The sequence below is a fragment of the bacterium genome (genome assembly GCA_012517375.1).
GTDB lineage: Bacteria > Hydrothermota > Tepidihabitantia > B3-TA06 > B3-TA06 > JAAYVC01.
The window spans coordinates 1-11,700 of record JAAYVC010000086.1 but is presented as its reverse complement, the minus strand read 5'-3'; the positions used below and the strand labels follow the sequence as shown (position 1 = coordinate 11,700).

The 11,700-nt window shown below is 51.7% G+C and carries 14 protein-coding genes; 4 read left to right on the top strand and 10 right to left on the bottom strand.

Annotation, left to right across the window (positions count from 1 at the left end):
* Positions 1-153: hypothetical protein (locus GX441_09140; protein NLI98803.1), on the bottom strand; the 153-nt coding region annotated here is incomplete at its 3' end.
* 97 nt (positions 154-250) lie between these two features.
* Between GX441_09140 and GX441_09135 the strand changes: the two genes are divergently transcribed.
* The 3 genes from GX441_09135 to GX441_09125 are packed head-to-tail and all read left to right on the top strand — an operon-like array spanning position 251 to position 1,493.
* A complete protein-coding gene (locus tag GX441_09135; protein NLI98802.1) occupies positions 251-832 on the top strand; it encodes a MarR family transcriptional regulator in 582 nt (193 codons plus the stop codon).
* A 56-nt stretch (positions 833-888) separates the two neighbouring features.
* A complete protein-coding gene (locus tag GX441_09130) occupies positions 889-1,230 on the top strand; it encodes a hypothetical protein (GenBank protein NLI98801.1) in 342 nt (113 codons plus the stop codon).
* Entirely contained in the window at positions 1,227-1,493 is a 267-nt protein-coding gene (locus GX441_09125; protein NLI98800.1) for a hypothetical protein, read from the top strand. The genes GX441_09130 and GX441_09125 overlap by 4 nt, the downstream gene beginning before the upstream one ends.
* A 38-nt stretch (positions 1,494-1,531) precedes the next feature.
* Here the strand turns inward: GX441_09125 and GX441_09120 are convergent, their stop codons facing one another.
* Genes GX441_09120 through GX441_09080 form a run of 9 tightly spaced genes read right to left on the bottom strand, consistent with a single transcriptional unit; the run spans position 1,532 to position 11,369 of the window.
* Entirely contained in the window at positions 1,532-1,918 is a 387-nt protein-coding gene (locus GX441_09120) for a hypothetical protein (protein ID NLI98799.1), read from the bottom strand.
* Between the two features lie 52 nt (positions 1,919-1,970).
* Positions 1,971-4,094: a T9SS type A sorting domain-containing protein gene (locus GX441_09115; GenBank protein NLI98798.1), complete on the bottom strand. Its 2,124-nt coding sequence runs from the start codon at positions 4,092-4,094 to the stop codon at positions 1,971-1,973.
* Positions 4,095-4,107: 13 nt separating this feature from the next.
* Positions 4,108-5,238, bottom strand: coding sequence for a hypothetical protein (locus GX441_09110; GenBank protein NLI98797.1), 1,131 nt, complete (start codon positions 5,236-5,238; stop codon positions 4,108-4,110).
* The gene (locus GX441_09105; protein NLI98796.1) at positions 5,235-6,203 is read right to left on the bottom strand and encodes a DUF4837 family protein; all 969 of its coding nucleotides are present in this window, start codon (positions 6,201-6,203) and stop codon (positions 5,235-5,237) included. The genes GX441_09110 and GX441_09105 overlap by 4 nt, the downstream gene beginning before the upstream one ends.
* Positions 6,200-8,299, bottom strand: coding sequence for an ATP-dependent DNA helicase RecG (gene recG, locus GX441_09100; protein ID NLI98795.1), 2,100 nt, complete (start codon positions 8,297-8,299; stop codon positions 6,200-6,202). The genes GX441_09105 and recG overlap by 4 nt, the downstream gene beginning before the upstream one ends.
* A gap of 27 nt (positions 8,300-8,326) precedes the next feature.
* Positions 8,327-8,827, bottom strand: a complete 501-nt coding sequence (locus GX441_09095) for an HIT domain-containing protein (GenBank protein ID NLI98794.1) — start codon at positions 8,825-8,827, stop codon at positions 8,327-8,329.
* Positions 8,828-8,848: 21 nt separating this feature from the next.
* Positions 8,849-10,108, bottom strand: coding sequence for a DNA helicase UvrD (locus tag GX441_09090; protein ID NLI98793.1), 1,260 nt, complete (start codon positions 10,106-10,108; stop codon positions 8,849-8,851).
* On the bottom strand, positions 10,105-10,851 hold the full coding sequence (locus GX441_09085) for a class I SAM-dependent methyltransferase (GenBank protein ID NLI98792.1): 747 nt from the start codon (positions 10,849-10,851) through the stop codon (positions 10,105-10,107). The genes GX441_09090 and GX441_09085 overlap by 4 nt, the downstream gene beginning before the upstream one ends.
* Positions 10,851-11,369: a hypothetical protein gene (locus GX441_09080; protein ID NLI98791.1), complete on the bottom strand. Its 519-nt coding sequence runs from the start codon at positions 11,367-11,369 to the stop codon at positions 10,851-10,853. Before GX441_09080 ends, GX441_09085 begins: the two co-directional genes overlap by 1 nt.
* Before the next feature lie 121 nt (positions 11,370-11,490).
* Between GX441_09080 and GX441_09075 the strand changes: the two genes are divergently transcribed.
* Positions 11,491-11,700 (top strand): hypothetical protein (locus GX441_09075; GenBank protein ID NLI98790.1); only part of this gene is annotated, 210 nt, incomplete at its 3' end.

The window sequence follows — 11,700 nt, the reverse complement described above, 5'->3', positions numbered from 1 at the left end:
CCAGTCGGTATCGGCAATGACGATAGACGTACCCAATGCGAACAGCGCTAAGAATAACGCTGTGTTTACGAGACCTGCGCGTCTCATTTCTTCCTCCGCATAGTTTAATGTTAATAAAATCAGGAACCCTGTCAATCCTGCTGCCTTCGACAATACAATTATAATAAAAAAAAACACACCATGTCAAGTCTTTTTACCCCAAAACCGCTTTTCTTGACTAAAGGCTTTAAAGCGTTATCATCCATGTGTCATGAGCAGAGAGACCGATAACGAACTCGTGGGCCGTCTGGAGGAGATGATGCCCGATTTCGTGCGCAGTTTAAGGCTTCTTGAGCCGCGCGTGCCCGGCATGGAGATAACGCTGAACCAGTTCTTCGTCCTCTCGATACTTTCCCGCAAGGATTCAGCCGTCGTTGGCGAACTGGCGCGTCAGATAGGCACCACATCGGGCAACATAACGGCCATGATAGACAGGCTTATCAGAATGGGTCTTGTGACAAGGGAGAACTCCCAACAGGACCGCAGGGTTGTGCACATACGCCTCTCCCAGAAGGGTCAGGAGATAACCGAACGCATAAACCGTAACACGAAGGCTGGTATGAGACGCATACTGCGTCACATACCGGACGAGCAAAAGATTTTCTTTTTCGATACCCTGAAGCAGATAATTGCGGCGCTGACCGAAGAACGCACACGACCTAGGGAGCAGAAAAGCGTGAAAAGCGTCATACGCCAGGATATATTGCAGAGGACGACGCAGAAGAAAGGCCTGGGAATCTTCCGAGGAGTCCTTCAACCCAGACAAAGAAGAAACAAGAACAAGCAGAGATAAGTTCCTTTGAAACCCGCGCAAGTTGACACGGAAACTTATGCGGGTATTCTTCGGTAATGCACTGGACGCTTTTGATTTTGCTCGTTTTTGCCGGGTTATTGCTAATGACGTCCGTAGCCCTTTTAATACTCTGGATAATCGTCAGGCGCGGAGGCCTGCCTTCGGACCTTTTGTCCCAGCTCGATTATCCGCATTTGAACAAAACATCCAGGGCTATGATGTGGACGCTTCTTTTGTCTTTGGCTCTTCTGGGGACAGGGATATGGCTCATTCTCCTTAATCGTCTCTTCTGGATTTTTGCAGGCATAGTTTCCGCAAATCTGGGAATTGCGTGGGCTCTTGCGGTGATTGTTATCAATGAGATTGCCAACCCCAAAGCTCAAAAGTCTCGTACATGATTCTCGTCCCTTTTCTTGTGGCCGTCGCGTCAGTAACAGTGTTCAGTTTCTTCGCATGGCTTGCCACGCATTTCCGGAAGCACGCATGGTCAAGACTCCTGATGTGGGCTGGTCTTGCAGGGTTTCTCGCAGGATGCTATTTTTTCGGAGTAACGGTTTATGCGCTGAAACCGGGCTGGATGATAGCGGAAATAGCCTTCTTTACGGTTAGTTTTGGATTATCCGCGGCATACTTCATTAGTAAAGGCAGGAGAAAAAGCTGAACTCCGTAAGCGGTTAATTATATTTTATTTAGAGGGCGTTACTTTCTGAAGGCTTCCTTAAGCTGACGTTCTTGCGCGTATCCAAGGCCGCCGAGCAAGGCAAGCGTTCCTAAACTCACGAGCCCCGCTGGCAGTATGATTATCAATGCAGGGATCAATGAACTGCGGACGATCACTATTGTCAACAAGAAAAAAACTGACCAGGATAAGGCCTGAAGTATGCTCCCTGCGAGTCTTTTTCCGGGCTTGATGAGGACGGCGCAGGATACGACCGACACCATTGAGCAGATACCCATAAGGATTCCCGTCTTGAAGAATAAAGGTCTGTATAGTGTCGCGATGAAGACTATTGCGGCGGCCCATGCGAGAGCGTTTAGTATAAGATATACGTTGTGCCACTGTTTTTTTACAGAGAATTCAGGCATTGGATGAACCTCGTGGAGCCGGAGCTCCCGGCTCCACGAGAGGGTTGTGAAATTACTTTACTAGAACAAGCTTGCGCGTGATTGTCGTAGTCGGAGTCTCAAGCTTTACAAAGTACACGCCCGGTCCGGATTTCCTGCCTGAGTTCGAGAGACAGTTCCACGTAATCAGATATTGGCCTGCCTTGCGTGAACCTTCGTCCAGAGAATTTACCAGTCTGCCTGTCGCATCGTAAACGGATAATAGAACGTTCTCATCGCGCGCCAGAGTGTATTTGATCTCAATCGGCGACGCTGCCGATGGTACGCTGAGTGCGGTGATTCTTAGGGGTGTCGCTTCCTCAATTCCTGCAGAAGAGATAAGGGCGAACAGGGTGTCGTTTGACGGGTCCACATCGCCAGGCATCTCGGTAATTATCCACAGGCTGTCTCCCGGGCAGAAATAGATGTTGCTGAAGAAAACGTCTTCGGTATCGTTTACGCCGAGGGTTTTAGTTATCGCGCTGTCGTATTTTGTCGTACCCATGCTGTCCAGAATAGCGTGCACGGGAAAGACTGCGGAATCCTCGCCCATATTGACAACCCTTACAAGAAGGGGATAGGTTCCACATGCTGGTATATTATCAGCATCGGGCGAAAGAAGCGTATCAGGAAGAACGTCAGGAAGGGAAGGATACTCGATTGTCACTTCCTCTATTCTTGCGCATTGCAGATAGTTTGTTCCAAGCATCACCCTGTAGCGTATATAGCGGGAAGCCAGGCTGTCGGGAAGGGTGTCGCCGGTATTAATATTCAGCCAGTCGCTCCATGAAGTGTCCGGCACGGCTGTATTGCCTGTCTGGACGTAGAACATGAACTCCGAGCCGGCAGGCGCTTGAGCAAGATATTTTACTGAATCCCAGTCAGCCGCTCTCTCGGCGTCGAACACTGAGGATACATAGTATTCGTGGTTGGTTCTGTCGTAGATATTGCCCAGATCCATCGTCGTACTCATCGAGGCGCCGGGAGCCCTTACGCTGTCGAAGGTGCTGAAATCGGGTCCGAAATAGATGTAGGAATAGGCATTGGTGTAAGACGAATCCGCCTCAAGCATCGAGTTAGTAATGCATATATCCAGGGTTCCGTCAACGTTGTAGTCGCCGACCATGTTTCCTATTGCCCATTGCGAGAATATCGGGGTACCGGCAGTGCTTCCAGGGTTAGGGCCGTAGAAGATCAAAGAGTTTTCTGAATGGTCGGCTTTACCGTAATTTGAAACGATAACGTCCAGATCGTCGTCCGCGTTAAGCCTTGCCACGCTTATGCCTCTGGCGTTCGACGTAATCATAGTGTTGCGGGACGTCAAGCTGGGACCCAAGACGATGTATGAGGTGTCGCCGAACGCCGAGAAGATAAGATCAAGGTCGTCGTCGTTGTCCATGTCGGCTATTGAAACGTCGGTCAGCGAGTCGACGCCGGGTATTATCGCTGATTCCGTAAAATCAGGTCCCCTGTAAAGGATGGCCGCGCTTCCCGCCAGAATGATGTCAAGATCGCCGTCATCGTCTATATCGCCTATTGCGCTGGCGTAGTTCTGGGCGCAGTTCAATCCGACTGTATCCCCGCCCTGGTAGACAATGAGAGCCTTACCAGTGAGTCTTGAGATAACAAGATCGAGCAAACCGTCATAGTCGAGGTCGGCGGCGCTTATGCCTGTGCATCGGTAGCCGGTAAAGATGCTGTCTCTGCGGGACCATGTGGGCCCGTAGTATATATGAGTCCAGATATTCGTCTGGCTCGCCTGGTTATCGTAGGCGGAGAGTATGACATCGGGATTGCCGTCGTTATCGTAATCGGTGACGAGATTGCCGGAACCGTTCCAGCTGAATAATGAATCCACCAGGATTCTATTGTCGTAGTGGAAACCGTAATCGCCTGCGGCTGGCACGCCAAAGGTTCCTTTGTGAGAGCTTGAGATAACGAAGTCGAAGTGGCCGTCCTTGTCTATATCTCGGGTCTGTACCCATTGAACGGCTCCGTCTCCTGCAACTCCGGTATCCGACGCATAAAGGGCGGCGCTAAACTGTCCATCGGCAAAATCATCTAAGGTTGTTTCTGTCCATTCTCTTCTGGCCATCAGCAATGATGCCGAAAGAATAAGTATAAGCCCGCTCAGTAAAAAAACACCTTTTGGTTTCATGGTTCCTCCTAGGTTAAAAATGCACGCTAGATTCTCTATTAAGAATAACTCTAAGGAAAGAAACCGATTTGTCAAGGGGGGTGAGAGCTAAGTTAAGTCTGGTTGAAATATCCGGAATTCCTGAACTGAAAGAGATGAGTCCGGCAGCTTTTTTTACGAGATCTTGTACCGAGGGATTGAGCAGTTCGGGAACCGCTTCCTCTGAGAGGATGATATTGGGAAGAGCGAAGCGCTTTGCGTTCGTAAGAGCCTTTGCAAGCGCTAACTCCGTCGCCGAGAGGGTGTAAAATACAACCTGCGGTATTCCTAGAAGTGCGGCCTCAAGACTCGCCGTTCCTGATGTGACAAGCGCGAAGCTCGAGGATGCCAGTGCCCTGTATCTATCTTCGCCCGATACAGCATTCTCCCATGACATGGATTTCTTCTTTTTTTTGAAAGCTTCTTCTTCATGCAAAAAAAGCCACGTTGCCCGATCCCGGGGGTATGCAATTCTCCATTCCTTTACGAATCGCTCGAGTAAAGGGATGTTTCTCCTTTTTTCCGAAAGTCTGGATCCGGGTAGCAGCGCTATCGTTCTCGTGCCGCCCTCCTCGCCCCCCTCGCTCTCCTTGCCCCCTGCGCTTGCGCAACTTCTGGTCGCCCTTATGGTCTTTAGGTATGAGACAAGGGGATTCCCAGCGTATTGTGCATTGAGTCCAAGCCTTCTTAAAAATAAAGCCTCACGCGGGTAGAGGGCAAGAAGAAGATGGTATCCTTTTTTAAGAAGCGAGGCCCTCCATTTACCCCATGCCCACAACTGAGGAGGAGCAAAAAAAACCCTTTTCATGTTCCTCATATCCCTGAGCCTTAAGCCGAGAATCGTGTTCGGTTCCGACCATGCAACTGCAAGGAATATGTCAGGCTTGGCGTCCCTGACATCCCGCTCAATCTCTCTTATCCGTCCCAGAACGTCAGGGGCCCTCCTTGCTCCTGCGGCAAAACCGACCGGCGCAAGCTCCGCATTCCTGCTCATGCCGGCTCCGGACTCTTTTCCAGCGCCCAGTATAAGCGCGTCCGGTCTCTCCTTAAGAATCTCTTTTGCTATCAGTCTTGAATACAGTTCCCCTGATATCTCGGAAGTGGAAAAGTATACCTTTAAGCTCACTTCAGGGGTTCAAACGTAGCGATAACCACTTCAAGCTGGTTAAGCCAGAAAAGCTTCTTTTTCGGCGCGGCAGGATAGAATAGCATCGCGTCTACCATATAGAAGCGGCCGTCTTCATTGAAGGCGTACGCCTTCATGGGCCCGCCTATCATCATTGAGTCGTTCTGCCACACCCCTTCTATCTCCAAAGCGTTTTGCCCTCTGAAATACGAGGGGCCTGCCGAGAGAAAAACGGAGTCGAGATAATCGCCCTGGTAGAATCTGCGGGTCAGACTGTCCCGTAGGCCTATCATCGCCCTGCGGGAAAGGTCGGCCCTCTCGTTTGGCTCCCAGTATACGAATATCGAGCGGTCGGGTTCGTGCGTGTGAATCCATATGAATCTTTCTTCCGCATTGCTCTTATCCAAAAGCCAGTAGCGGGGAACCTTGACCTTGAAGCCGAATTTTTCAATTTCCTTGGCGAGTTTTGCGTCTGTGCCTGATTCGTAGGTCATCGCCTCGAGCCTTTCCAGAAGCTGGTACTTGAAGGTCTCGTATATCTTCTCTCTCACCGCCTTGAGTCCCAAAAGCAGTGCCGTGGTGTCCCGGGCCACGAACACGAGAAGCTTCTGCTTCTTTGCCCAGGGATCCTCAATCTTATAGAGGGCGAAGGAATCGTTAGCCGAAAGCTTGGGAAAGTTGTTCTTGATAATAGGGTCCTCTTCAAGACCCGCGAAGATTATTCCATGATAGGTCAAATGACTCTCAAGATCCGATTGAACCATGTATCTCACGTTCAACTCAGGTTCAGGCTGAGGGGTGTATACGGGTTTCTCAAGCGCAAAGGAGATCTCAGACTCTATTAGTTCTTTGCAGTCGGTGAAAACGAGCACGTCGCGCGCTCCGCCGACGGATTCGGGTTTGTACTTGCCGCATCCCGAAATAGCAAGTGCAACACCCGCAAGCAGTAAGATATTCTTATTCATGCTACTCCTAAAAGTTCAATGCTCTGAGAGTGCCGCCTGCGCAGGGTGCGGGCGACGCTCTCGTGTTTCCGAATTTCAGGATCATCCCGGATAAGCCATTCGGCATCCTGGCCGGCGAGCGACAAAAGCTCCTTATCTCGCTGAAGGTCCGCGACCTTCATGTCGGGAAGGCCGTGCTGCCTGGTTCCGAGTATCTCGCCCGGTCCGCGGAGCCTCAAATCCTCCTCAGCGAGAAGAAAACCGTCCTCGGTTTTTGAAAAAAAATCGAGCCGCTTCCTGGTCTCTGCTGAAAGACCTTTTGAAACGAGGAGAATGCAGCGGGACGGTCTCGTTCCCCTTCCTATTCTTCCTCTCAGCTGGTGCAGCTGCGCAATACCGAATCTTTCCGGATGACGTATTATCATAACGGTAGCTTCGGGTACGTCCACGCCCACTTCGATAACGGTTGTCGAAACCAATACCTTTATCTCGCCCTTCCTGAAGCGCTCCATCGCCTCTGTCCTTTCCGAGGGCTTCATCCTTCCGTGAAGGAGCGCAACGTTTGACTCACCCAGCTTCCGTTTAGCCTCCTCGAAAGTCTCCTTTGCAGACGAAACTTCAAGCTTCTCGGATTCATCTATAAGCGGGGCTACTATATACGCCCTCTCATCCGCCTCTAGTCGTTCCGCAAGCCAGCGGTAGACCCCTTCCCTGCGGCTCTCGTAAGCAATCTCCGTTTTCCTTTCAGCCCTACCCGCAGGCTTATCCTTGAGGATTGAAAGATTCAGGTCCCCGTAATAGGATAGAGTGAGGGTCCTCGGTATAGGCGTCGCCGACATGACGAGAATGTGAGGCGTCTTCAGGCTTTTCTGCCTGAGAGCCGCGCGCTGCATCACTCCGAACCGGTGCTGTTCGTCCACAACGACTAGCCCGAGTCTCTGGAATCTTACGTGCTCCTCGATCAAGGCGTGGGTGCCTATGATAATCCGAGCCTCGCCCGATGCAATCATGGCGAGGATTCTCTCCTTTTCCCTAGAAGCGAGGCTTCCGGACAAAATAACCGTGGTCGCGCCCAAAAGCGACAGACGTTCGCTCCATCCCTCGTAATGCTGCTCGGCCAGTATCTCGGTAGGCGCAATCATCGCCGCCTGCATGCCGCAATTCGCGGCCCTCATCATTGCATAAAGCGCCACGACGGTCTTTCCCGAGCCCACGTCGCCCTCAAGAAGCCTGTGCATTGGACGGGAACGCGATATGTCCGCATCAATTTCGGACATAGCCTTGTGCTGATCGCCCGTCAGCCTGAAGGGCAGCGACTCGGTAAATCTCTTCGTGAAATCACCCGAATCCGGAAGGGGCTCTGCCGCATACTTTTCTTCCATCTGTCTGCGCCTCAAAGTAACGAGCAGTTTGAGATAGAAAAGCTCCTCATAGGAAAGACGCAAGAGCCCTTTTGGAGGTTCGTCAACGCTTGATGGTGCATGCAGCATCCGGAACGTCTCGCGAAGACCAGCAAGCTTCCGCCTGTCCCTTATCTGGCCGGGCAGGGTCTCGGGTATATCTGCAAGTTCTTCCAGCGCGCGCTTTACCGCTTTCCTTACCTCCCATGCCTTAAGACCTTCGGTTAAAGGATAAACAGGAAATACAGCGCGCTCAAAGAAATCGGGATTATCGTCGAATTTTTCAAAGAAAGGGTTCACCATCTGGCGCTGGCCGTAGAAGGACACCTGACCGGAGAGTATCAGCTTCTCGCCTGCCTTGAACTTATCCCTTAAATCGGGTCTGTTGAACCATACCGCATACATCTGGGATTTAGCTGGTCTGTTCAACTCGGATTCCTCGCCCGTTCCATCGCAGACGAGAATCTCCACAACCGGGCCGCGTCTTGTTCTTCTGAATGTTGATCCCATCACCGTTACCACGAGGGTGACTTTGTCGCCGGGTTTTGCTCCTGAAAGGGGTGAAGGGCTGGAGCGGTCGATGTATCTCGAAGGAATGTGATATAAAAGATCCTCAACCGTCTTAATATTCAGGCGTTGAAGCCTCTCTGCACGTGCGGGACCTATGCCCTTGAGATACTGAACCGAAGTGTCCAGGGTCAGAGCCTGATTGCTCATGATTTTGTCAAAAAAACAAGGGAAAAACTAGCCGCCCTGCCAGTGGGAGCGCAGCTCGCGCCATGTCTCCTCCAGGGCTTGCGCGATTACCTTCACATCCGCAAGTACCGGCATGAAGTTGGTATCGCCGGACCAGCGCGGAACCACGTGCATGTGAAGATGGAAATCTATCCCTGCGCCTGCAACGCGTCCAAGGTTAGCGCCTAAGTTGAATCCGTCCGGGTTGCTCATCCTGCGCAGCGTGTTGATGGATTCCTGGGTATATTCTACCAACTCGGTAACCGCTCTCGGCGCAAGACCCGAAAAGTCCCTGACGTGCTTGTATGGCGAAATCATAAGGTGGCCGTTTGAGTAGGGGAAGCGGTTGAGGACCACGAACACGTGCTTTCCCCTTGCCACAACTAAATTCTCCTCCTCCTTGTCCGCCTCCTTAGCAATCCTGCAGAGCACACACTCTGTATCCGAATCGCCTGCTGCCGCCGCATCCTTTATGTACGCCATCCTCCACGGCGCCCAGAGTCTTTCCATCATTGCTCCGTCCGTGAATTATTAAAACAGGGAAAGCTGTTCATTATCCTTCTTCTCCTGCTCTTTAGTCTCATCACTTTTAAGAAATTCCGAGAATACGCTTATCTTTCCAAAAACGCCGTCGTAGCCTTCCTCGACCTTCACTCTGCCCTTCCGCATCCTTATGATTCCCTGAGCGATCTCGTCTCCTGCCGTTTTTGCGAGTTCCTCCTCCGAAGCCCACAAAAGCGTGCGGAACTCGCCTCCAATGGCATCCGTTATCCTGTCGTACACCTGCTGGACTGCCGCCGTATCCCTGCCTGTGCCTTTAGACTCGGCTATTATCTCGGCCAGGGGAATTATCGAGTAATAAGGTATCGCGTCCGCAGGATGGTATCCGTCGGGTCTGTCCGCAAGCTCCTCGACGCGGTGAAGAACGCCCAGCGTCAATCCCTTTCCGCAGACAGGACAGCGGTTCTTCAGCGCAAGCGACTCGCGGGGCGAGAGCCTCTTGAGGCACGTGCGGTGGCCGTCGTAATGGTACTTGCCCTCCTGCGGGAAGAACTCAATTGTTGCAAGCATCTTTGAAGGGTCCTTCGTGCGGAGAGCCTCCTTGAGCTCGAAAAAGGAAGGCTCTATATCGAATAAGTTTGCCTCCCTGCCCAGGTTTGCAGGAGAGTGCGCGTCCGAGTTCGAGATGAGCGTCATGCGGTCAATCGACGAAAGACGCCAGTTCATGGGAGGGTCAGAGGATAAACCGGTCTCCAGGGCGAATACCTCCTTCGTGTAGCGGCCGAAGCAGTCCTCGATAGAGTTGAAGCCAGACTTTGAGCCGAAGAGCGAGAACCAGGGCGTCCAGATGTGCGCGGGAACGACAAAGCTTTCGGGCGAGAGCGAGAGAACACCCTCTAGCATTGCCTCCGAATCGAGACCGAGCATTGGACGTCCGTCCGATGTAAGGCTTCCGAATCTTGAGAGAAACTTGTTTATCTTTTCCGCATCGTCGAACGATGGAGCGAAAATCATGTTGTGAATCCTGCGCAGGCTGCCCTTGCGGGTATAGATGTTTGCTACCTCCGCAGTCAGGATAAACTTCACGTCGCTGTATTCGTATATCCCGGGGCCGGCCTCTATTATATTTTTCCCTAGCTCCTCGAGCCAGCCCGGGTGCGTGAAGTCGCCGGTTCCCAGTATGCCTATGCCCTTTTTCTTTGCCATCCTTGCCATGTCCGGAATCCGCATGTTCTGGCTTGTTGCGCGCGAGAATCTGGAATGAATGTGCAAATCGGCTATAATCTTCATCGCGCCTTCTCCGCCGCGTACATCACCCTCGAGCTGATATCGAGCGAAGGATGCAAGGTAAGATGCGCGAACGCCTCAACATTCCTGAACCCGGCCCGCATGAGCGCATTCTTTATGGTTTCAGTGGGATAGGCCCTTTCCTGGTGCACCTCGTCCACCCTTGCGTAGCTAGAGCCGTTTTTGATAAAGAGCGTCAGGTATAGCGTTGAAACGTTGCGCATGGAGTCGTATACCGATTTCCACACTGAGTATACGTTGTCTATCTCCCTTATCATCGTGTTGGTGCCCCATACCCGTTCGAGACCGTAAATGGTGTTCATGTCGAAGACGAACATTCCCTTCTGGCTTAGTGCCTCGTAAACGCAAGCAAAGCAGCGCTCTATCTCCTTCTCGTCCATGAGGTAGTTCACGCTGTCGAAGTAGCAGGTTACCGCGTCCACCTTGTGGCCCAGCTTGAAGCGCTGCATATCGGCCTCCACAATCTCTATCTTAGCCGAGCCGCGCTTCTTCTTGAGGATATCGAGCATCTGGCGCGAACGGTCGAGTGCGGTTACCTCGAAGCCGCGTCTTGCAAGCTCAATCGAAGCGGTTCCGGTGCCGCAGGCCATGTCAAGGACCCTCAAAGGCTTGTGGGAGTATCTGTCGAAGATATCAATGGTGTAGTCCACCCAGTCCCGGTACTCGATTCCCTTCATGAGGGTATCGTAAAACTCGGCGATGCGTTCAAAAGGAATCTTTGGCATCAGGGCCTCACTCCCGTTATGGGTGAACAGTTTATGTGCAGGCGCTTCCAGCCCCTTCCGCTCCCCGTTCTCATGAACCCGCCAATCTCGACGTGAAGGTCGTCAACCGTTCCGTAGACGGTGTAGTTGCCCTCTTGCCAGCGTACCTCCTTCTTCTTGGGGTTGAGAGCCACAATAAGCTCAATCTCGTCGGGAAGCACGTGGTTCACGTCCGCTTCCGAAGGCAGGGGCAGGGCTTTTCGCGAACCCAGCCCGGCATGTGAATGGAAGGTTCCCACTATCTCCAAGCCTTCGGCAAGACGGTTTATTATGCGGTTTATGCGGGCGGTGCGGTTTTCATCAACATATACAACGGAATCCGAAGAATCAACGGCCTGGAAGGGCACGGCGTACTCCACGACGAAGTTCGACTTCGTAGGATAGCCTACAAGGTAGCCGACCGTTTCCTGCCTGTAAACCTCAGCGGCAGAAGAAACCATGGTCAAGAAAGCAGGAAGGGAGAGATAAACGTCAACCACAACGCAGTATATATATGAAAGCGAGTCAAGTCAAGTTTGGATTAAGCCTTAAGACATAGAACCGGCAGTTGACAGCGTGAAAAAGAGATTTAAAATGAAGTTACTAACTTAGGAGGATAAAGTGAAGCGATTGATTGTTGTATTATTTTTACCTCTTATGCTTTTTGGCTTAGAGAGAGTCAATTTGATTAAGGATGCGGGATTCGAAAAGGATAGCGATGTATGGGATTCTTATGTAGGTAGAGGCCCAACTCACGGACTAACACCTGCAGCCACAGTAAGCACTCACGATTCTGAAAAGGCATATTCGGGTTCTTTTTCAGCTTCATGT

What these genes read in the sequence shown, in the direction of transcription:
- GX441_09130 (NLI98801.1), top strand. Translation starts at nt 889, where the DNA reads ATGCACTGGACGCTTTTGATTTTGCTCGTTTTTGCCGGGTTATTGCTA.
- recG (NLI98795.1), bottom strand. Translation starts at nt 8,299, where the DNA reads ATGAGCAATCAGGCTCTGACCCTGGACACTTCGGTTCAGTATCTCAAG.
- GX441_09120 (NLI98799.1), bottom strand. Translation starts at nt 1,918, where the DNA reads ATGCCTGAATTCTCTGTAAAAAAACAGTGGCACAACGTATATCTTATA.
- GX441_09125 (NLI98800.1), top strand. Translation starts at nt 1,227, where the DNA reads ATGATTCTCGTCCCTTTTCTTGTGGCCGTCGCGTCAGTAACAGTGTTC.
- GX441_09135 (NLI98802.1), top strand. Translation starts at nt 251, where the DNA reads ATGAGCAGAGAGACCGATAACGAACTCGTGGGCCGTCTGGAGGAGATG.
- GX441_09085 (NLI98792.1), bottom strand. Translation starts at nt 10,851, where the DNA reads ATGCCAAAGATTCCTTTTGAACGCATCGCCGAGTTTTACGATACCCTC.
- GX441_09105 (NLI98796.1), bottom strand. Translation starts at nt 6,203, where the DNA reads ATGAATAAGAATATCTTACTGCTTGCGGGTGTTGCACTTGCTATTTCG.
- GX441_09090 (NLI98793.1), bottom strand. Translation starts at nt 10,108, where the DNA reads ATGAAGATTATAGCCGATTTGCACATTCATTCCAGATTCTCGCGCGCA.
- GX441_09095 (NLI98794.1), bottom strand. Translation starts at nt 8,827, where the DNA reads ATGGAAAGACTCTGGGCGCCGTGGAGGATGGCGTACATAAAGGATGCG.
- GX441_09115 (NLI98798.1), bottom strand. Translation starts at nt 4,094, where the DNA reads ATGAAACCAAAAGGTGTTTTTTTACTGAGCGGGCTTATACTTATTCTT.